Origin of the sequence: Desulfolithobacter dissulfuricans, from assembly GCF_025998535.1 — a bacterium.
GTDB classification, from domain to species: Bacteria; Desulfobacterota; Desulfobulbia; order Desulfobulbales; family Desulfobulbaceae; genus Desulfolithobacter; species Desulfolithobacter dissulfuricans.
Window position 1 is genome coordinate 1,271,148 of record NZ_AP024233.1, and the last position, 19,375, is coordinate 1,290,522.

General features: G+C 59.0%; 19 protein-coding genes. 5 read left to right on the forward strand and 14 right to left on the reverse strand.

All coding sequences use genetic code 11. The features are described 5' to 3' along the window. Positions 1–11: 11 nt before the first annotated feature. From GF1_RS05595 to trpA, 3 genes are all read left to right on the forward strand, one after another. Positions 12–1,616, forward strand: coding sequence for a hypothetical protein (locus GF1_RS05595; RefSeq protein WP_267928649.1), 1,605 nt, complete (start codon positions 12–14; stop codon positions 1,614–1,616). Positions 1,617–1,714: 98 nt separating this feature from the next. Further along, positions 1,715–2,950 carry a tryptophan synthase subunit beta gene (gene trpB, locus GF1_RS05600; RefSeq protein WP_267928650.1) on the forward strand — a complete coding sequence of 412 codons (1,236 nt, stop codon included), beginning with the start codon at positions 1,715–1,717 and terminating at the stop codon, positions 2,948–2,950. Positions 2,951–3,059: 109 nt separating this feature from the next. Further along, positions 3,060–3,830, forward strand: a complete 771-nt coding sequence (gene trpA, locus GF1_RS05605) for a tryptophan synthase subunit alpha (protein WP_267928652.1) — start codon at positions 3,060–3,062, stop codon at positions 3,828–3,830. Positions 3,831–3,878: 48 nt separating this feature from the next. Here trpA and GF1_RS05610 read toward each other — a convergent pair whose 3' ends face one another. Continuing rightward, positions 3,879–4,070, reverse strand: a complete 192-nt coding sequence (locus GF1_RS05610) for a hypothetical protein (protein WP_267928653.1) — start codon at positions 4,068–4,070, stop codon at positions 3,879–3,881. Next, entirely contained in the window at positions 4,013–5,998 is a 1,986-nt protein-coding gene (locus GF1_RS05615) for a PAS domain S-box protein (RefSeq protein WP_267928654.1), read from the reverse strand. The genes GF1_RS05610 and GF1_RS05615 overlap by 58 nt, the downstream gene beginning before the upstream one ends. Positions 5,999–6,405: 407 nt before the next feature. On the opposite strand from GF1_RS05615, the gene GF1_RS05620 reads away from it, so the two are divergent. After that, positions 6,406–8,202 (forward strand): M3 family oligoendopeptidase, encoded by a 1,797-nt coding sequence (locus GF1_RS05620; protein WP_267928655.1) that lies wholly within the window; start codon positions 6,406–6,408, stop codon positions 8,200–8,202. Here GF1_RS05620 and GF1_RS05625 read toward each other — a convergent pair. The 3 genes from GF1_RS05625 to GF1_RS05635 all read right to left on the reverse strand — a co-directional run bounded on the left by GF1_RS05625 (position 8,199) and on the right by GF1_RS05635 (position 10,597). Then, a complete protein-coding gene (locus tag GF1_RS05625) occupies positions 8,199–9,101 on the reverse strand; it encodes a DMT family transporter (protein WP_267928656.1) in 903 nt (300 codons plus the stop codon). The two genes, GF1_RS05620 and GF1_RS05625, sit on opposite strands and share 4 nt — an antisense overlap. Before the next feature lie 92 nt (positions 9,102–9,193). Next, the gene (locus GF1_RS05630) at positions 9,194–10,015 is read right to left on the reverse strand and encodes an inositol monophosphatase family protein (RefSeq protein ID WP_267928657.1); all 822 of its coding nucleotides are present in this window, start codon (positions 10,013–10,015) and stop codon (positions 9,194–9,196) included. Positions 10,016–10,030: 15 nt separating this feature from the next. Further along, positions 10,031–10,597 (reverse strand): HDIG domain-containing metalloprotein, encoded by a 567-nt coding sequence (locus tag GF1_RS05635; RefSeq protein WP_267928658.1) that lies wholly within the window; start codon positions 10,595–10,597, stop codon positions 10,031–10,033. 515 nt (positions 10,598–11,112) lie between these two features. On the opposite strand from GF1_RS05635, the gene GF1_RS05640 reads away from it, so the two are divergent. After that, complete coding sequence (locus tag GF1_RS05640) at positions 11,113–12,444, forward strand: ammonia-forming cytochrome c nitrite reductase subunit c552 (RefSeq protein WP_267928659.1); 1,332 nt, start codon at positions 11,113–11,115, stop codon at positions 12,442–12,444. 558 nt (positions 12,445–13,002) lie between these two features. Here GF1_RS05640 and GF1_RS05645 read toward each other — a convergent pair. The 9 genes from GF1_RS05645 to GF1_RS05685 are packed head-to-tail and all read right to left on the reverse strand — an operon-like array spanning position 13,003 to position 19,245. After that, a complete protein-coding gene (locus tag GF1_RS05645) occupies positions 13,003–13,575 on the reverse strand; it encodes a tetratricopeptide repeat protein (protein WP_267928660.1) in 573 nt (190 codons plus the stop codon). Then, a complete protein-coding gene (locus GF1_RS05650; protein ID WP_267928661.1) occupies positions 13,568–13,723 on the reverse strand; it encodes a CcmD family protein in 156 nt (51 codons plus the stop codon). Before GF1_RS05650 ends, GF1_RS05645 begins: the two co-directional genes overlap by 8 nt. Next, the gene (locus GF1_RS05655; RefSeq protein WP_267928662.1) at positions 13,720–14,406 is read right to left on the reverse strand and encodes a cytochrome c biogenesis protein; all 687 of its coding nucleotides are present in this window, start codon (positions 14,404–14,406) and stop codon (positions 13,720–13,722) included. The genes GF1_RS05650 and GF1_RS05655 overlap by 4 nt, the downstream gene beginning before the upstream one ends. A 39-nt stretch (positions 14,407–14,445) precedes the next feature. Further along, positions 14,446–15,114, reverse strand: a complete 669-nt coding sequence (locus GF1_RS05660; protein ID WP_267928663.1) for a heme exporter protein CcmB — start codon at positions 15,112–15,114, stop codon at positions 14,446–14,448. Continuing rightward, positions 15,111–15,830 carry a heme ABC exporter ATP-binding protein CcmA gene (ccmA, locus tag GF1_RS05665; protein ID WP_267928664.1) on the reverse strand — a complete coding sequence of 240 codons (720 nt, stop codon included), beginning with the start codon at positions 15,828–15,830 and terminating at the stop codon, positions 15,111–15,113. The genes GF1_RS05660 and ccmA overlap by 4 nt, the downstream gene beginning before the upstream one ends. Further along, the gene (locus GF1_RS05670) at positions 15,823–16,344 is read right to left on the reverse strand and encodes a hypothetical protein (RefSeq protein ID WP_267928665.1); all 522 of its coding nucleotides are present in this window, start codon (positions 16,342–16,344) and stop codon (positions 15,823–15,825) included. The genes ccmA and GF1_RS05670 overlap by 8 nt, the downstream gene beginning before the upstream one ends. After that, the gene (locus GF1_RS05675) at positions 16,341–16,811 is read right to left on the reverse strand and encodes a cytochrome c-type biogenesis protein (RefSeq protein WP_267928666.1); all 471 of its coding nucleotides are present in this window, start codon (positions 16,809–16,811) and stop codon (positions 16,341–16,343) included. The genes GF1_RS05670 and GF1_RS05675 overlap by 4 nt, the downstream gene beginning before the upstream one ends. Further along, positions 16,808–18,766 (reverse strand): heme lyase CcmF/NrfE family subunit, encoded by a 1,959-nt coding sequence (locus GF1_RS05680; RefSeq protein ID WP_267928667.1) that lies wholly within the window; start codon positions 18,764–18,766, stop codon positions 16,808–16,810. Before GF1_RS05680 ends, GF1_RS05675 begins: the two co-directional genes overlap by 4 nt. Continuing rightward, positions 18,763–19,245, reverse strand: coding sequence for a cytochrome c maturation protein CcmE (locus GF1_RS05685; RefSeq protein WP_267928668.1), 483 nt, complete (start codon positions 19,243–19,245; stop codon positions 18,763–18,765). The genes GF1_RS05680 and GF1_RS05685 overlap by 4 nt, the downstream gene beginning before the upstream one ends. Positions 19,246–19,375 lie beyond the last annotated feature (130 nt).

A 19,375-nucleotide genomic window follows, 5' to 3' on the forward strand; every position in this document is an offset into this window, starting at 1 on the left:
CAGGGAAACAAATGCTGCGCACATCGGTCACCCCGAACGGAACCTTCAGGGTCGGTGTCCACCGGCCTTCCTACAGTGTCGTGAACCTGCGAGAGCAGGATTTTATCGCGGAACTGGGCACCATGCCCGATGGGACCAGCCTTGATAACACGGTCAACTTCCCGGATGGCGACGTGCACGAAGGGGCTGCCCGCTGGATCTATGAAATTCCCAATGCCCTCTTTTTCCGTGGCGCAACCTACATAGATTCAGGCTGGGCCGCAGCCCGGGCGGTGGATCCCTCCTCCATCAGGATCAAGGCGCCGCCTTCCTGTTCGCTGATGGCTGTCCTCGGGCGGCATCTTGAGCCCGATCAGGCCCGCCGAATCCTCGGGGAGCTGCCCCGTCCGGTTCTCTATGATCTGGCAGCCAATTCCACGGATCCAGACGAGCTGGTTCTGCTGGCCAGGTTCTGCTGCCGGATGACCTTTGACAATAGCGGACAGCCCACCGGTCTTGTCTACAGGAAAAAGGACGGCACTGTCCGGGCCGATATCGATGATTTTGAACTCTTTGAAACCATTGCCAACAATCCTCATCTGCAGGACCGGTACAAGGAGATCATGGTGCTCAGGCCCGGGGTACAGGGGAGTAGCGAGATAGTGGGAGAGTTTCACCGGGGCGCCACCCATGTCTTTGAGTATCTGCGGCGCAACAGTTATATTCCCTGGGGCCATTTTGCCGCCAACATGGCCCATGACGCCATCCGTTACCGCACCAGCGAGCTCTCCCTGCAGGACATGCAGGGACTGCGGCATCTTTACTACCAGCGGATCTTTTGTGTGCTTGCCGATCGGCTGGGACTGGATCTGCCCCGGCGGCGCCAGACACTCTCGGTGGATGAACTGGAAACGCTGCGCCGGAAGATCCTGCGCATGGCTCAACTGCTGCCCGAGCACCCGGCGACCCTCTGGGGCTGGAATTTCGGCTATGACTTTTCCGGCTCCGGATACCGGCTGCACGCCTCGCACCAGATGATCCATCAGCAGTACGCCATGGTCCCGGAAGAAGTGGAACAGTCCGGCGGCGGGACCATGGCCGCCTACAGCGCCGGCGATCTGGTGGCAGACGCGGCCGGCTATTACCGGGCCGAACATGGTAGTGATTTCTTTACCGACTACCTGCGCTGCATTTTTGCCAATGGGCGCACCGATGGCGGACAAGGGCCGGACAGCCTGGTTGTCTGGCAGGACGAGAATGTGCTGCTTTTCGTGCCCAAGGCCCAGGTCTCCCAGTGGGAACTGCAGCTCATGGTCGTCGCCGACACCGACGAGGGACCGGTGGGCAATGTGATCGAGGCCCGGACCGCGGTCCGTCAGTCCATCGATACAGCTATCCTGGTAGCCCAGAGGATCTATGCCGGGCTTGGGGCCCGGCTGGTGACCTCCATTGAGTATGCCAAACGGCTGGGACGTCAGAACGGACAGCGGCTTCTTTACAGCTTTCTGCCCAAGCTGCCCTGGTCCATGGGTGCCTTCAGCGAGGCCCAGCTCCGTTTTATCTGTGGACATTTTCCTGAAGATTTTGCGGTTGCCTGTCGCCAGCAGCGGGACAAGTTTCTTGATCATATACTGTAGTGTTTGCACTGTCTGCCTGCCGCGGCCCTGGTAGGGTCGCCGGGCAGGACGAGGGTGCGGACGCTGATTTTCAATTCATATTTTTTGGAATTATTTCTATGAAAAAAGGATATTTTGGCCAGTGGGGCGGTGCGTTTATCCCCGAGGTGCTGCACCAGACGTTTGAAGAACTCAACCGGGCCTACGAGGACGCCCGGGCCGATGCGAATTTCTGGAAGGAGTATGTGGCCCTGATGGGTAATTACTCCTGCCGGCCCACGCCGCTGACCTTTGCCGAGAACCTCAGTGATCATCTCGGCGGAGCCAGAATCTATATCAAGCGCGAAGATCTCAATCACACCGGGGCCCACAAGGCAAATAATGTCATGGGCCAGGGTCTGCTGGTCCGGCGTATGGGCAAGAAGCGGGTTATAGCCGAGACCGGGGCCGGCCAGCACGGAGTAGCCACGGCCACCATGGCGGCCAGGTTCGGTTTTGAATGTACCATCTACATGGGCGAGGAAGATGTGGCCCGTCAGCGGCCCAACGTGTTCTGGATGGAAAAGCTGGGCGCCACCGTGATCCCGGTGACCGACGGGGCCCGGACCCTCAAGGACGCCATCAACGAGGCCTTCCGTGACTGGGTCACCCGGATGGATGACACCCATTATGTGCTCGGGACGGTCTGTGGGCCTCATCCCTTTCCGGAAATGGTGGCCTGGTTCCAGTCCATCATCGGCCAGGAGGCAAGGAAGCAGATCCTCGCCCAGCACGGGCGGATGCCGGATCGGGTTTATGCCTGTGTGGGTGGTGGGTCCAATGCCATGGGCATCTTTCAGGGGTTTCTGGACGAGGACGTGGTGGAACTGGTCGGAGTCGAGGCCGGTGGCAAGGGCGTGGACACGGACATGCATGCCGCGCGGATGAAGGGTGACCGGGCGGCTCCCGGAGTGGCCCAGGGCTACAAGACCATGTTCCTCCAGGACAGTGACGGGCAGATGCTAGATACCCATTCCATCGCCGCGGGCCTCGACTATGTGGGGATCTCGCCCATCCTGGCTGATCTTGGCGAGAAGGGGCGGGTCCGTTTCGAGGCCGCCACCGACGAGGAGGTCATGGAAGCACTGAGCCTGACCATGCGGACCGAGGGCATTATTCCGGCCCTGGAGTCGGCCCACGCCTTTGTGCAGGCCATCAGGGAGGCGCCCTCCATGGGGCGGGATCAGGCCATCATCATCAACATGTCCGGTCGGGGAGACAAGGATATCTTCACCATTGCCCATGCCTTTGACGATCCTTCCTGGAAGGAGTTTATCATCGGCCGGGCCGAGGAATATAAAAAAGACAGGAGCTGATCCGGCCCGCCGGCTGACCCGGGCTGTTTCCGGTGGTGACGTCGGGAGGCCGGGACACGGGAGGGGGAGCGTATCCTTGAACCTTAACCAACCTATTGCATAGATGACCATGACCTTACAGGAAGATATACAAAAACGGCTGGAGAAGAAAAAAATACTGCTGATGACCCACCTGGTCCTGGGGTATCCCTCGCTTGAAGTGAACCGGCAGGTCATTGCCCAGATGGCGGAAAACGGTGTGGACTGCATCGAGCTGCAGATCCCTTTTTCCGAGCCCATGGCCGATGGACCTGTGATCCTCAAGGCCAACCAGGACGCCCTGGCCGGTGGTATAAGGGTTGCCGACTGCCTGGCCTTTGCCCGGGAGATGATCGCCGCCCACCCCGGGGTGCATTTTCTCTTTATGACCTACTATAATATCGTCTTTCGCTACTCCACCTCCGCCTTCCTGGAGGAGGCGGCCGACATGGGAATCCGGGGCTGCATCATTCCGGACCTGCCGCCGGAAGAAGGCGGGGAGTATCTGGAGGGGTGCCGGGAACACGGGCTGGCGCCGATCATGTTTTTTACGCCCACCTCCACCGATGATCGCATGCGCGAGGTCGCTGCCCGGGGCGAGGGCTTTATCTACTGCGTGGCCCGGCGCGGGGTGACCGGCGCCCATACCGAGATGGATGCAGGCCTGGTCCGCTACCTCGAGCGGTGCCGGGCGGCAACTGACCTGCCCCTGGCCGTGGGCTTTGGTATCGGCCGGCGCGAAGACGTGGCCATGCTGGAGGGCAGGGCGGACATGGCGGTCATCGGCACCGCCACCATCCGGCTGGTGGATGAGAAGGGCCCTGCCGCCGTGGGCCCCTTTATCCGCGACCTGTTGGGATAATCCTGCCGCGGTTTGCCGATCCTGAATGGGCGCTGGCCAGGGGGCGGTTTATTCCTTTTCCAGGGCTGTCTGCACCGCCAGGCCCAGTTCATCCAGGTCAAAGGGTTTGCTTACCGCGGCTCTGAAACCGTGTTCCCGGTGTCGGGACATGGCGGCATCATGGGAGTAGCCCGAGGCAACGATCAACCGGGCGTCAGGGTCCAGGGCCAGTATCTTTCCGGCCGCCTCCCGGCCGCCCATGCCCCGGGTACGGTGAGATCCATGATAGCCGCATCGATTTCCCGGCCCGACTCCAGGGCTTCTTTGTACCGGTCCACCGCCTCCTGGCCGTCGCCGGCCAGTATCACTGTGTAGCCAAGTCTGGTCAGCATCAGATTGCAGATATCCCGGATCATCTCCTCATCGTCCATGACTAAAATGGTGCCGCTTCCCACGCTGGCCCGCCGGGGTCGGGTCTTCTCGACCGGGACAGCCTCGGGCTGGGCGGGCAGGAGAATGATAAAGGTCGTTCCCTTGCCCATCTCTGAATGGACTGTAATGTGGCCCTCGTGTTTCTGGATTATTGAATGGGTCACCGCCAGGCCAAGACCGGTACCCCGGCGACGGGTGGTGAAATAGGGATCAAAGATACGGTGGATATCCTCCGGATCAATGCCCCGACCGGTATCCGAAATCTGGATCCGGACCCAGGGGCCAGCCGCCAGGCCAGGGGCCTGCAGGTTCTGGCTGGCCGGCACGTTATCGGCGCATATGGTGATCGTCCCCCCTCCTGGCATGGCCTGGCGGGCATTGAGGACCAGGTTCTGGATAACCTGGCTGAACTGATCCCGGTCGATGTTGACCGGCCAGAGATCCGGAGCCAGATGAAACGCGCAACGGGTCTTTGAGCCGTGGAGGACAAAATTCGCTGATTCGGTGATCAGGCCATCCAGGCTGGAAACCTCCTTGACCGGTGCCCCTCCCTGGGAGAAGACAAGGAGCTGTCGGGTCAGTCCCCTGGCCCTCATGGTGGCTTTTTGGGCGCTTTCCAGCCGGGTCCGAATCAGGTCTCGTTCCATGTTGTGGTCCAGTCCCTGCAGGGTCAGGCTGATGTTGCCAAGGATGGCGCCCAGGATGTTGTTGAAGTCGTGGGCGATGCCGCCGGCCAGAACGCCTACCGATTCCAGCTTCCGGGTGTTGAGCAGTTCCTGTTCCATCTGCTGCTGTTTCGTGACATCGCGAAACACCAGAACCACCCCGACGATGTCGCCGCTCCTTGCCCGTATGGGGGCACAGGAATCGGCTATCACCCGGCGGGTCCCGTCCCGGGCAACCAGGACCGTGCCTTGGTCGAGTTCGGTTATCCTGCCTGTTCGCAGGACCTCGGTCACCGGGTTGGGGCAGGGCTCGCCACTTTTTTCATCCTGGATATGAAAGATTTTTTCCAACTCCAGACCGCGGGCCTCCTCCAGGGACCAGCCTGTGAGCTGTTCGGCGACGATGTTTTGCAGCATGACCCGTCCCTGGCGGTCCACGGTGATGACCCCGTCGCCGATGGAACGCAGGGTGACCAGCAGCTGTTCCTTTTCCCGGGCCAGGGCCAGTTCGGCTTTTTTGCGCTGGTCGATGTCGCGGATCACCGCGATCATGTTCATCCGGCCGCCATAGCGGGCCAGTTTCAGATTGATGTCAGTCCAGAAGGTCTCGCCGTTTTTGCGCCTGGAAAGCCATTCGAAATTCTGCGGGCCGTGCTCCAGGGTGCGGCCTACCCATTTTCTGGCCGTGGTTTCATCCCAGGGCGGTTCTCCCTGGCTGATATCCGAGGCCATGAGGGATTTGATTTCCGCCCGACTGTAGCCGTACATGTCGAGCATGGCCTGGTTGACCTCCTTGAGATGGCCGGTCTGGTGGTCGTAGATGATGATGGCATCACCCGGGGCGTTGAAGATTTCCCGGTATTTTTCTTCTTTTTCCTGCAAGACGGCGTTGGCCCGGTGCAGTTCTTCCACCTTGGTTTGCCACCGCTCTGTCATCGTTCCCAGGAGATAGCCGGCCACCGACCCCACGACCATGGGGATCAGGTAACGGTACAGGTCTCCCTCATGACCGGTTCCGGTCAGGTTGAGACGTCCGAACAGCGGAACGAGACAGCCACCGATAAGTGCGTATTTTCGTTTCAGATCCCACATGGTTTCGGGCCAGAATCCTGAGAGCAGAAGTGAACAGCATCTTGTTCTAAATTATCAGTGTTTCTGAACCAAAGATCAAGTAAGAGTTATGTGCCCGTGTGGAGGTGTCGGCCATGCTCTTGGCTTAACCCGCATATTTCACAAACAATCTGCTGCAAGGTCGGAAAACACTATGCCTGCTGCGTCACAGCTTCAAAAAGGTCCTCGAAATATTTCAATATGTCTGCGGCCTTTTTGAAGCTGTTCCTCGAAGGTCTCATTTCGCTTGCTATCTGCATTCATGGCGTTTTCCGACCTTTCGCGACAATCTTTGCGAAAGATGCGGGTTAAAAGGACTCTTGCGCAACCAAAGTCTCTTCTTTAACATGGGGCGAAAAAATATTGAAACGACAGGCGAGGATGTGGAAATGACAGTAGAAAATGGGAAGGGAAAACAGATAGATGATGTAGGTGCGGCCGAGGTGCTCTGGTCCCTGGAGGACCTCTACCTCGGGGTGGACGATCCGGCCCTGGAGGAGGACATGGAGCTTTGCCGCCGGGAGGCGAACGGTCTGGCTCGGAAGTATGGAGGCAAGGTTGCCGGGCTTGATGGTGGTGAGCTGCTGGAGCTCGTCACCCGGCTCGAACAGCTTGACGAGCGCCTTGGCCGGCTGGCCACCTACAGTTTCCTCCATTTCACCACCCGCACCGGCGATCCCCAGGCCTCGGCCCTGCTGCAGCGGGTGGAGGAGCTGGCGGCCGGGGTGGGGCGTCAGACCATTTTTTTTCGCCTGGAGTGGAACCGGCTCGACAGGGAGCAGGCCGAGACTCTGCTTGGCTCGGATTTGCTGGAGAAATATCGTCACTACCTGGCCTCGCTTCGAAGGTTCGCTCCGCACCAGCTGGACCAGGCCCGGGAGGAGCTCCTCCAGGAGCTGGCCCCGGTGGGCCGCAGTTCCTGGAACGTTCTCTTTGAAAAGCTGCTCGGCCAGATGACCTTTGGCGAGCGCCGCCGTACCGAGGAAGAGGTCTTGAGCGACCTCTACCACCCGGATCGGACAACACGACGCCAGGCCGCGGCCGAGATGACCGAAGGGCTGCAGCGCCATCTCCACATCCTGACCCATATCTTCAACACCCTGGCGGCGGAAAAGATGATTCAGGATCGTCTGCGGAGTTATCCCTCCTGGATCAGTTCCATGAACCTGGAAAACGAACTGCGTGATGAAACCGTGGACACGCTGGTTGAGGCAGTGACCGGCCGTTATGACATCGTCCACCGTTATTATGAGATGAAACGGGAGATACTGGGGCTCAAGCGACTCTACGATTATGATCGTTACGCCCCGGTGCCAGGCCTGGAGGAAGGGGTGATCCCCTGGGAGCAGTGTTGCCGGATCGTTGTAGACTCCTTTGCCGCCTTTTCAACGGAAATGGCTGAAATAGCCGAGCGGTTTTTCCAGGAGAAATGGATTCATGCGCCGGTTCTGCCGGGCAAGCGGGGCGGCGCCTTTGCCCACCCCTGTGTCCCGGATGTCCATCCCTATGTCATGGTCAACTACCTGGGTACGCTGCGTGATGTCTCCACGGTAGCCCACGAGCTGGGCCACGGAGTCCACCAGTATCTGGCTGCACGTCAGGGCTATTATAACAGTGATACACCGCTGGTTCTGGCGGAGACCGCGTCGGTGTTTGCCGAGCTGCTGGTTTTTCGGGCCCAGCTCGAGCTGCTGGAAAGCCGGGAGGCGAGACGGGCTTTTATCTGCCAGAAGCTTGAATCCATCTTTGCCACCGTGTTCCGCCAGGTGGCCATGAACCGGTTCGAGGATGCCATGCACAGAGGGCGTCGTGAGCAGGGGGAACTCTCGCCCGACCAGCTGTCCGCCTTCTGGCTCGCTACCCAGAAACCCATGTTCGGTGACAGTGTCCGGCTGCGCGAAGAGTATGGAATCTGGTGGTCCTATATTCCCCATTTTCTCGGCACGCCGGGTTATGTCTACTCCTATGCCTTCGGTGAACTGCTGGTGCTGGCCCTGTACGGTCTGTACCAGGAACAGGGGGAAGGGTTTGTCGACAGGTATCTCGAGCTGCTGGCCGCTGGCGGCAGCCGCAGCCCCTACGAGCTGCTGCAGCCTTTCGGGATCGATCTCGATGATCCGGCTTTCTGGCACCGGGGGCTGGATATCATCGAGCAGATGCTGGATGAACTACCGCCCGTTCGTTAACCGGTCCTGTCCTGGCTCTCAGGTCCGGGAGGCCTGTCCTGGCGCTGGACCACCACCATGGCCGGGATAATCAGCAGGATGCCGGCCAGGGTGCGCAGGGAGGGAAGGGGGTGGCCGGACAGGAGTTCCAGGCCGATCACCAGGGGTGGATAGAGATAGCTGTAGGCCATGACCCGGGTCGGGCCGATAAAGAGCACCGCATACTGTGAGAGAAAAAAGGTGATGATGGTGCAGAAGACGGCCAGGTAGACAATCCCGGCCCAGACCGACAGGCTGATTTGGCTCCACTCCACCTGAAACAGCCGGTTGCCTCCCAGTATCAGCAGCCATCCGCAACCGGTGACCAGGATCCAGAAGGTCATGAACGCCATGGACTCACCCCGGTGCAGGAGTTTGACCAGTGGAGTATACAGGGCCATGAGCAGACAGCCGATGAAAAACAGCAGGTCGCCCTGGTTCATTTTCAGGTTTACAAGCAGGGTGATGTCGCCCCGGAAGATGACCCAGATGGCGCCGGCCGTGGCCAGTGCCAGGGCCAGCAGTCGGTTGCGGCCCAGCCGTTCCCGCAGGAGCACCGCGCTGTACAGACCGGAAATGCCGGGAACCAGGGTAAAGAGGACCGAGGTGTTCAGGGCGGAGGTGGAACGCAGGGCCTGGAACATGAGCCAGAAAAAACCCACCAGGGCGCCGCTGATCATGGCGTAGCGGCCCAGATCGGCGGGTCGGGGCAGGGCCAGGCCGAATTTTCTCCGTATCCAGGGCGCGAAGAGCAGCGCGGCCAGAAAAAAGCGCAGCAGGGTCAGGACCGCCGGGTCCATACCGTTGGCAATGGCGTCGCCCACGGTAAAGGAGGTGGATACCAGGGTGGCGCACAGGATCATCAGCAGATGGATTGCCACAACGGTAGTCCCCGGCTTTGCCCGGGAGAAGAAAACACCGGTTTTCCGCCCGACGGCAGCGGTGTCCTCCGGCCAGGATCCGTCCTCTTTTTTCACGTAAGCAAGTTGCCCAGCTGTTCGTGCAGCATGCCGTTGCTGGCCAGGATCCGGGGCAGAAAGGGCGAGTAGTCGTTGCCGGCGAAATCACTCACCTTGCCGCCTGCCTCGGTCACCAGCAGCCACCCGGCCGCCGTATCCCAGGGCTTGAGATCCATCTCCCAGAAGCCGTCCAGGCGGCCGCAGGCTACATAGGCCAGGTCCAGGGCCGCCGCGCCGGCGCGGCGGATGTCCCGGACCCTGGGCAGGACGGCCCGGAGCTGAGCCAGGACCTGGTCCAGAGCGGCGTGGATGTCGTAGGGAAAACCGGTGGCCACCAGGGCCTCGAGGAGAAACCGGGTGTCGGTCACCGCGATGCGCTGACCGTTAAGCCAGGCTCCGGCACCCTCCAGGGCGCAGAAGAGTTCGTCTTGCATGGGGCAGTAGACCACCCCCACCCGGGGACGGCCACAGTCGAGCAGGGCGATGGAGGTCCCGAAAAAGGGGAAGCCATGGGCAAAGTTGGTGGTCCCGTCCAGGGGATCGACGATCCATTGCTGGCCCTGTTCTTCTTCCTCCGGCGTCTCGGCGGCCGATTCCTCGGCCAGGACAGCAATGCCGGGCGCATCTTCGTCCAGGGAGGCAAGAATGGCGGTTTCCGAGGCGATATCGGCCTCGGTCACCAGGTTGATGGCTCCTTTCATCTCGATGGTGTGGGGCTTGTCGTACAGCTCCCGAAGAATGGAACCGCCGGTCAGGGCTGCCCGGCATGCGGCCTGCAGCAGGCTGGTTTGCTCCGGGTCGTCTATCTGTTCAATGACTCTCTGGATACGATTCATGATTTTTTCCCCTGGTTACAGGTCCAGGTCGTCGGCAATTTCCTGCATGGCGGCCAGGGCCAGATCACAAAAACGGGGCACCTCGAGTCCGAGCTGTTCGCACTCGCGGATGATTTCCCGGTTGGCTCCTCTGGCAAACGCTTTTTCCTTGAAGCGTTTACGGACGGATTTGGGCTTGACCGAGGCAAGTTTCTTGTCCGGATAGACAAGCGCCGTGGCAATGACCAGGCCGGTTATGGTTTCTCCTGCAGCCAGGGCGTGGTGGAACCTGGTTGACCGTTTGTCGTCATGGGCCTCTTCGTTATGCAGGCGGATGGCTTCGATGATCTCGGGGTCCACGCCCCGCTCACTCAGCACCCGGACTGTTTCGGTCGTATGGGTGGCCAGGTCAGGCTGGCTTTCCGCATCCAGGTCATGGAGCAGTCCGGCAAGTCCCCATTTCTCCTCATCTTCTCCCAGTTCCCGGGCCAGGGCCCGGAGTACGGCCTCGCTGGCCAGACAATGTTTGTATAGATTGGGATTTTGCAGGTACTCCTGCAGGAGACCCAGGGCCTCGTCACGGGTCATGCCGTATTTACTCATCTTTCTTTCCAGGAAAATTCCTTGGTTCAGGTCGCTTCCGGGCGGATTGGCGGTTCCAGGCAGATGGAGACCGCCGGGAAGCCGATCTGGGTTGCGTCTGCATAATAGAGAGCTTGTCTCCCGGTGTCAACCGGCAAGCCTCCTGTCGGAAACCGGGCCAGGCCATTTCTTGCTGGAATGGCCTGGTTTCGGGTGCCGGATCATTTTTTCATCTTTGTGAGAATGCGCTGTCGCTTTTTACAGAAATGTTACACAATGTGGTACCTTGAGTGGATGGTGCAGGTTGGGCGAGTCGGTTGAATTTATATAAAGAATCGGACTGACAGGAGGATGGCGTTGCCGGTGGGAATGGGCATTGCCTCAGGTACGGTTATTGCTTTGCATGGTGGGAAATTTGAGAATGGGAAGGTTTCCCTTTCTTCAAGGGAATTTTTGCCCGAAATTGAAAAATCAAAGGTGGCACCGGTGAAAATCGTGTCCCGGAGCACCGCAACCATGCAATGAAGGAGGCTTGTGTGAAGAAGTTATACGCGTTGGGGGCCATGGCCCTGCTGGTAACCGGCCTGGCCGGGACGGCCCTGGCCGGGGTGGACAGGGAAAGCTGTGTCAGCTGTCATGAGGAAGAGAACAGGGGCATGTACGAGCAGTGGAAGAACTCGGCCCATGGCAGGAACGGGGTCAGCTGCTACGACTGTCACCAGGCTCAGGAAGGGGATGTGGATGCCTTTGAACACGAAGGGGCCCTGATAGCCACCCTGGTGACCCCCAGGGATTGCTCGGCCTGTCATCCCCGGGAGGCCGAACAGACAATGAACTCCTACCACGCCCATGCCGGAGAGATCCTGGAATCCAAGGACGCCTTCCTGGCCCACGTGGCCGGTGGCAAGCCGGCGGCCATCGTCGGCTGCGAATCCTGCCATGGCGGCAAGGTCAAGATCGATCCCGAGGCCAGCAACAAATTGTCCCCGGACACCTGGCCCAACTCGGGAATCGGCCGGATCAATCCGGATGGCTCCAAGGGTTCATGTAATGCCTGTCACTCCAGGCATTCCTTTTCCGTGGCCCAGGCCCGGCAGCCCGAGACCTGCGGTAAGTGCCACCTGGGGCCGGACCATCCCCAAAAGGAGATCTACGAAGAGTCCAAGCATGGCATCGCCTACTACGCCAACGTGGGCAAGATGAATCTGGAGAGCGATTCCTGGGTGGTGGGCAAGGATTACTACGAGGCCCCCACCTGTGCCACCTGCCACATGTCCGCCACCGAGGGTCAGGCCATCACCCACGACGTGGGCGACCGGATATCCTGGACCCTGCGGCTACCCATTTCCAGCTACAAGGACAACTGGCAGAAAAAACGGGGTGCCATGAAGGAGGTGTGTACGAGCTGTCACCAGGGCAACTTTGTCGACGGTCACTACTACCAGTATGACGCGCTGGTCAAACTCTACAACGAGAAGTTCGCCATCCCGGCCACTGAGATCTACAAATTGGTCAAGAAAAAGGGATTGCTGGAGCGCAAGGATCTGGCCTTTGGTAACGATATCGACTGGGAGTACTGGGAACTGTGGCACCACGAGGGAAGGCGGGCCAGGATGGGTGCGGCCATGATGGGACCGGACTATACCTGGTGGCACGGTATCTATGACGTGGCCCACAACTTTTACTTCAAATTCATCCCTTCGGTGCAGAAGCTTGGTGATCCCGAGGTCAACAAACTGATCGATGATCTGCTGACCCGGGACGGGATGCACACCTGGCTGAACAAGTCCACCTCTGAGCTCAAGCAGGCCATCCGCTCCGGCGAACTGCAGAAGGTGTACGAGAAGTTGTTCAAGCAGGATTCCTGATCAGCTCGGCTCGACCATACAGACCAGCTTTTCTAAAAAAGAATGTGATTACCATCAATCTTCAGCATTGAAACCGGTGTCGGCCTCGCTTGTTTCACGGGACGCCATAAACCCGTCCCTGGGGGCTTGACTGTGGCCATCCAGGCCACAGACACCCGTGCAACAAGCGAGGCCGACACCTTCATCCATCGAAGGCTGAATTTCAGTGGTAATCAGAAAAAAGAAAGGCTCTGTCTCGCTCCGGCCCGGTCAGGGGTTGGAGGGGTCGTTTAAACCACCTTGAAAAAGAAAAAACAAAACAGGGCCATCCCGTCAGGAGGATGGCCCTGTTTGCATTCACTGAGCTGGAACAGGCTGTTTCAATCACGGTTACCTTGCAAAATTGTATTTTCGCCCAGCCGGACGACTTGATCGCTGTGTGATCTCTGCGTTAAGCTCAAAATTTTATCCTCGAAATATTACCTATATACCTGTGGTAAAATTTTTCGCATGCCTCGGAGTGTCTCCGCTTGCCTGATCTTGAACGAAAATCCTAAGTTTTCAAGGTACGCTCACCTGTTACGGAGCCTGGCCTTTCATGGCTGCTATTTTCTGCTGCACTCTCCGGTTCAATTCCGGCGAAGGGTTGGCAGCGAGAATCCGGTTGAAGACCGCCAGGGCCTGGTCCGGTCGGCCGGCGAATTCATGGATCAGGCCGATGTAGAACAGACTGTCCAGGTGGGTCGGATCGATTTTAAGGGCCCTTTGAAAGTTGCCAAGGGCCTTGTCGTATACTTTGGTGTTCAGGTAGAGAAGACCCAGGTCGTTGGCCACATGGGCGCTGGTCGGATCGATCTGCGCGGCCCGTTCAAAGATCTCGATGGCTTCCTGGTACCGGCGGCCGTCGAAATAGAGGTCACCAAGACCGATGAGGGCCTTGATGGAGTCGGGATTGTTGGCCAGGATGCTTTCATAGACCGCGATCTGTGATGCCAGGTCCTGCCCCTCGGCCACCGGGGCTCCGTTCCCGCTGCCGGGGCTGCCAGATTGTCTGCCTGTGGTGTTGAGAACGGCGAACAGGACCATCACGCCAATCAGGATCCAGAAAAAGAACTGGACCACCTGCTCCTTGGTGGTTCGAATATCATTCATCTCTCACCTCCCGGTGGTGTACCATCTCCTCCAGGGAGGCCACTCTCCTGGCCAGTTTGTGTTGCTGGCTGTTTGCATACAGGAGGTATCCGAACAGGCCGCCCCAGATGATCACATAGGTGGCGATCAGAAACGCTTCATTGTTCATGTTTGCTCTCCATCAAGTTGTTTTTCCAAAAGTTGTATCCTGTTGTGCATGAACAGTGTCCGGCTGCGCTGGTAGAGAAGCACCACCCACAACATGGTAAAGGCGGCCAGGGCCACCAGCAGTGCCTGGATCATGGCCGGGGCCATGTCGATGGAACCGGCCCGGATAACCACCGGGTGGATGGTCCGCCACAGCCTGGCCGACAGGAAGACAATGGGGACATCGACAAATCCGGCAATGGCCATCACGGCGCAAAAGGCCGCCCGTTTATCCTGTCGATCCACGGAAAATCTCAAGATGAGACAGGCGGCGTAGATGAACCAGAGAATGAGCGAAGTGGTGAGCCGCGGATCCCAGGTCCACCAGGCATTCCAGACCGGCCGCCCCCAGAGTACACCGGTGATCAGGACCAAAGTGGTGAATACCAGACCGATCTCCACGCTGGCCGCGCCCAGGATATCCCATTGCAGGTCCCTGCGGACCAGGTAGAAGATGCCGCTGACAAAGGCGGTCAGGAACGAGAGAAAAGCGGCCAGGGCGCAGGCCAGGTGAAAATAGAATATTTTCTGGATCGGCCCCATGACCCGTTCGGTGGGGGCATGGATGAAGACCATGTAGATGGCGGTGACGAAGACCAGGGCTGTCAGGATGATATAGATCCTATCCCTGAGAGATGAGCGCATGGCTACTCTCCTCCTGCGGCAAAAAAAGGATGTTCATGGTTATTCCGTTATTATCTGGCCAAAAAGCAGCACGCCCAGGCCGGTAAAGATGAGCCCGTAGGCAGCCATGACGTAGAGCCAGGATTCGTATTCGGCCACGGCCGCACCCAGGAAGATCATGCCGGTGACCTTCACCGTGATGCTGACCAGCGGGATGACCACCGGATAGAAGAGCAGGGGCAATAGGGCCTCGTTCCTGCTGGTTCCGGCGGTAATGGCGGAAAACAGTGTCCCGGTGGCGGCGAGCCCGGTATTGGCCATGAGGACCACTACGATGAGCATGGGCAGTGAGTGGAGAGGGATGTCTCCGTAGAGAATAAAAAAAAGCGGAATGATGGAAAGCTCGGCCACCAGCAGGAGAACGAGGTTCACCACCATCTTGGCTCCGAACAGGGATTCCGCGGCCAGGGGGCTGAGCAGGAGCCCTTCCAGGCACCGATTCTCCTTTTCCCGGCTCATGGTCCTGGCCAGGCCCAGAACAAAGGCGAAGGTGATGGCCACCCAGAGAATCCCGGCCCCGGTTTCCGGGGCGACCTCTGTACCCAGCGGAATGGCAAGGTTGAGGACCACCAGGAGAAGGAACCCGAAAAAAATCATGGAGATCAGTGACTCCGGCCGCCGCAGTTCCGCCCGCAGATCCTTGGTGACGATCAGCCACAGTCCGTTCATGGGGCGGTACCTCCCTGGACCTGCTCCAGGTAGAGCTCTGCAAAAGCGCGTCGGTCCAGCCCCTCGCGCTCCTGGAGGTAGACCAGCTGTCCGCCGGCCAGGATGCCGACCCTGGTTGCTGCCTCCAGGCCCCGTTTAAGGCTGTGGGTCACCATGATCACGGTTCGTCGCCGGTTTTTCAACATGGTCAGCTGCTCCATCAGCAGGCTCGCTGCATACTGGTCAAGTCCGGTGAACGGTTCGTCCAGGAGCAGGAGGGAAGGGTCGTTGACCAGGGCTCTGGCAATACTGAGCCGCTGGCGCATGCCGCGGGAAAACTGTCCCACCCGTGAATGACGCCGGGGGTAGAGGTCCACCAGCTGCAGCAGTTCGGCGGCCCGCTGTTCCGGTCTGTCCACCTGGTAGAGCCTGGCGTAGAAGACCAGGTTCTCCAGGGCGCTCATGTGGTCATAGAGCAGTGACTGGTGCGAGATGACACCGAGCTGCATCCGGAAGGTCTCCGGCTCTTCTCCGAGATCGAACCCCGAGACCTCCACTACGCCCGAGGTGGGAGCAACCTGGGTGGCCAGGATACGGAGCAGGGTGGACTTGCCGGCCCCGTTGGGACCGAAGAGACTCAAGAAGTCACCCCGCCCGAGGGTAAAGCTTACCTTGTTCAGGGCCCGCAGTCCTTCATAGTCCTTGCAGAGATTACGGACAGTGAGAAACTCACCCATGTTGCCGGGCTCCGTTTGCAAGTTTTTTCAGCAGGGACTCCAACTCCTGGTTGTAGGCGTCATGGCGGGCCCTGTATTCATCATCATTGATTTCACCGATGTCCCAGTCGTTTTCCAGGACATCGATTTTTTCCCTGAGTACCGTGATCTCAAGAACCAGGTTCTGCCACTGGTCGCCCGGGAGCTGTTTTTGTTTTTCGACTTTTTTCTCCAGGGCAACCGGGGACTCGGCGGTCGCATCTTCCAGTTCCTCTAGCCTCTGGATGGTCCGGGCCGCTCCGGCACCGTAATACCGGCGCAGCTCCTGGTAGTCCTGGTCGTTGATCTTGCTGGATGCGTGTTCAAATTCAATATCCTTCATGGCCCGGAGATAGGACTGCTTCTCGGCTTCCAGGGCCCTGCGGGCCTCTCCGAGGTCCGTGGTGCCCAGCCATGACTCCTTTGCGCGCAGCAGCGGGGCAAGGGCAAAGAAGGTGACCAGTCCGGTGACAAGGATAAAAAAGGCCATGTTCATGCGTCGTCCTCCAGTCTTTTCAGTTCGTCCTCGACCCGTTTTTCCATGTCAAGGTACAGGGCCTCGGCCTCGGTCTTTTCCGCTATCGTTTTTTCGGCCCTGCGTCCGGCCGCCGCCCACCTCCAGGTTAATATGGTGGCCACTGCAAGGCCAATGAACAGGGCGACAAAGGGGGCGGCCCAGGCCACCAGGTTAAACCCTTTCCGGGGCGGAACAGTGAGAATATCCTCGCCAAACCGCTGGACAAAGAAGTTGAGAATGGTCTCTTTGTCCTGGCCGAGTGCCAGTCGCCGGTCTATCTCGGCCCGCATCTGGTCTCCACCGCTGCACCGGTCAATGTTCAGAGGTTCGCCCGGGCAGGCGTAACAGATCAGGTTTTTCTCCACTTCGGTTCTGGTCAGGGCATGGGCTCCGGACACCTGGCCAAACAGGGCAAATAACAACATAACCGGGATCAGGATCTTCATGTGCTCCGCCTCCTTGTACCGGCCGGGATGATGGCCATGACAGCTCCCAGGACCATCAGGCCACTGCCGATCCAGCCCCAGAACAGAAGGGGGTTGACTGCTGCCCTGATGGTGATTTCATGGTTCTTGCCGATCATCGGCATGGTCAGGTACAGATCCTCGAGCGGGGTCACCCGCAGGCTTACCTCGGTGGTCGGCTGGTCGGCGTTGATGTAGTACCGTCGTTCGGTCATGACGTCGCCTGCAGGCTTGCCGTTCTTCACCACTCCGAGAGTGGCTGCATAGACGGTCCGGTTCCGGTCCTGAAAGGTGGTGAAATCGTTGTAGGTGAGCTGGTAGTTGCCAATATCCATGGACTGGCCTTTTTCCAGGGTCGCCTCTTTCTCCTGTTTGAAGGCGGTGGAGCCGGTGATGCCGACCACCATCAGGACGACACCAAAGTGAACGATATAACCGCCGTAACGCCGCCGCAGCTTCCAGATAACCCTGGGAAAGGCGACGATCAGCCCTTCACCGGTCAGTTTCTTCCGGGCCCTGGCCCCGCCGATGAACTCCAGCAGGATGGTGGCCGAGACAAAGATGGCCAGGGTAAAGGCGGTCAGGGGATAGAACTCCCGGATACCCAGGGCCGCCAGCGTGCTGCCGCCGACCAGGGCCAGGCCGAAGGGCAGCATGAAGTTTTTCTTCAGATTGTCCGGAGAGGCCTTGCGCCAGCTGATCAGGGGACAGAGGCCGGTGATCAGCAGCAGAAGCAGGAAGAGCGGGGTGTTGACCTGGTTGAAAAAGGGTTCGCCCACCGACAGCTTGTTACCGGTCACCATCTCGGAGATCAGTGGAAACACGGTGCCAAACAGGGTGGAGAAGGCAATGGCCAGCAGGATGACATTATTGAAGAGAAAGGTGGATTCTCTGGAGAGCAGCGATTCCAGCGAGTGTCTGGTCCGCAGATGGGAATAGCTCTCCGCGATCAGAATAATGCTGCCCAGGGCGACCACCACCATGAAAACCAGAAAGTATCCACCCAGGCCGGTGGCCCCGAAATCATGGACCGACTGGAGGATGCCGCTTCGGACCAGATAGGTGCCGAAAATACAGGTCAGGAAGGTCAGGGCGATCAGCGACATGTTCCAGACCTTCATGATGTTGCGTCGTTCCTGGATAATGGCCGTATGGATGAAGGCCGTGGAGACAAGCCAGGGGATAAAGGAGGCGTTCTCCACCGGATCCCAGGCCCAGAAACCACCCCAGCCCAGTTCCACGTAGGCCCACTGGCCGCCGAGGATGATGCCGATGGTGAGAAAGATCCAGGAGAGGATATTCCACCGCCTGGTTTTTTTCAGCCAGTCCGGATCGAGCCGGCCCGAGATCAGGGCGGCGATGGCGTAAGCAAAGGGGATGGTGAAACCGATGTAGCCGAGAAAAAGGGTGGGCGGATGAAAGATCATCCCCGGGTTCTGGAGCATGGGGTTGAGCCCCTGACCGTCCCGGGGCGTAAAGGAGAGCAGAGCAAAGGGGGACGAAATGGTGGTCAGCAGAAGGAGAAAGAAACTCACTGTGCCAGCCAGGATGAGATAGATATAGGGGGTGTTCTTCATCCTGGTCTCTTTGCGGGTGTTCCAGGCCACCAGGGCGATATAGAGACTCAAGACCCAGGCCCAGAAGAGGAGGGATCCCTTCTGTCCGGCCCAGAAGGCGGTTGCCTTGTAAAAAAGCGGCAGGGCCCGGTCCGAATAGGAGGCCACATATTCCACCTGGAAGTTATCGTTCATAAACAACCAGGCCAGGGCAAAGGCTGCCATGCTGGTGAAGACCGCCACCCCGATCAGGACCCGTCGGCCGGCCTCGATAAAGCGCAGGTCGTTGCGCATCATCCCGGTCAACAGCAGAACCATTGCCAGCAAACCGGCGACAAAGGCCGCAGATTGCGACAGGGTGCCAAAAGTTACCATGTTCATTCCTTCTCCTCTTCCATTTCGCTTTCATATTTGGACGGGCATTTGGCCAGCAGGGTCTCGGCGTGAAACGTATTGGCACTCTCCTCGTAGCGGCCCTCAAGAATCACCTCCACATCTTCCTTGAAGGCATCCGGTTTGACCCCGTTGTACCGCACCAGCATGGTTTTGTTCTCATCCACCATGTCCCGGACAGCAAAGGTAAGCAGCAGGTTCTGCTGATCATAGGAAATGGTGCCGTCGACCACGTTGCCGCTGATTCGCACTCCGCGCTGACGGGGCAGGGAAGCGTCGGTGAGCACTTCGGCCACGGTCTGGTAGTAGACCCCGGTGTCGGATATGGACTTCATGATGAGAAAGCCGACCCCGGCAAGGATAAACATCAGGGCCAGTACTGTTTTCCTTGAACTCTTTTTCATGGATATCTGAATTCCTCCATGGATGTTGTTTTTTTCCTGGTTCCAGTCCCTGACATAAACCATCCCCGGCCACCAGGTTCAGGCAGCGGCCGGGGATGAGGAGGAGAAGGAGTGGCGCCGGTCAAGGCAGCTGTTCAGCAGGGGATGTGGCAAGAGGTGTGCCATCGGGAGCGGGCAGAGCATATCAGGATCC

Excerpts from the sequence above, each read along its gene's own strand:
- GF1_RS05635 (WP_267928658.1), bottom strand. The coding sequence starts at position 10,597 with ATGAGTAAATACGGCATGACCCGTGACGAGGCCCTGGGTCTCCTGCAG.
- ccmA (WP_267928664.1), bottom strand. The coding sequence starts at position 15,830 with ATGGGTGAGTTTCTCACTGTCCGTAATCTCTGCAAGGACTATGAAGGA.
- GF1_RS05655 (WP_267928662.1), bottom strand. The coding sequence starts at position 14,406 with ATGCGCTCATCTCTCAGGGATAGGATCTATATCATCCTGACAGCCCTG.
- GF1_RS05595 (WP_267928649.1), top strand. The coding sequence starts at position 12 with ATGCTGCGCACATCGGTCACCCCGAACGGAACCTTCAGGGTCGGTGTC.
- GF1_RS05680 (WP_267928667.1), bottom strand. The coding sequence starts at position 18,766 with ATGAACATGGTAACTTTTGGCACCCTGTCGCAATCTGCGGCCTTTGTC.
- GF1_RS05630 (WP_267928657.1), bottom strand. The coding sequence starts at position 10,015 with ATGAATCGTATCCAGAGAGTCATTGAACAGATAGACGACCCGGAGCAA.
- GF1_RS05610 (WP_267928653.1), bottom strand. The coding sequence starts at position 4,070 with ATGGGCGGCCGGGAGGCGGCCGGAAAGATACTGGCCCTGGACCCTGAC.
- trpA (WP_267928652.1), top strand. The coding sequence starts at position 3,060 with ATGACCTTACAGGAAGATATACAAAAACGGCTGGAGAAGAAAAAAATA.
- GF1_RS05660 (WP_267928663.1), bottom strand. The coding sequence starts at position 15,114 with ATGAACGGACTGTGGCTGATCGTCACCAAGGATCTGCGGGCGGAACTG.
- GF1_RS05675 (WP_267928666.1), bottom strand. The coding sequence starts at position 16,811 with ATGAAGATCCTGATCCCGGTTATGTTGTTATTTGCCCTGTTTGGCCAG.
- GF1_RS05650 (WP_267928661.1), bottom strand. The coding sequence starts at position 13,723 with ATGAACAATGAAGCGTTTCTGATCGCCACCTATGTGATCATCTGGGGC.
- GF1_RS05670 (WP_267928665.1), bottom strand. The coding sequence starts at position 16,344 with ATGAACATGGCCTTTTTTATCCTTGTCACCGGACTGGTCACCTTCTTT.
- GF1_RS05615 (WP_267928654.1), bottom strand. The coding sequence starts at position 5,998 with ATGTGGGATCTGAAACGAAAATACGCACTTATCGGTGGCTGTCTCGTT.
- GF1_RS05620 (WP_267928655.1), top strand. The coding sequence starts at position 6,406 with ATGACAGTAGAAAATGGGAAGGGAAAACAGATAGATGATGTAGGTGCG.
- GF1_RS05645 (WP_267928660.1), bottom strand. The coding sequence starts at position 13,575 with ATGAATGATATTCGAACCACCAAGGAGCAGGTGGTCCAGTTCTTTTTC.
- GF1_RS05685 (WP_267928668.1), bottom strand. The coding sequence starts at position 19,245 with ATGGTTTATGTCAGGGACTGGAACCAGGAAAAAAACAACATCCATGGA.
- trpB (WP_267928650.1), top strand. The coding sequence starts at position 1,715 with ATGAAAAAAGGATATTTTGGCCAGTGGGGCGGTGCGTTTATCCCCGAG.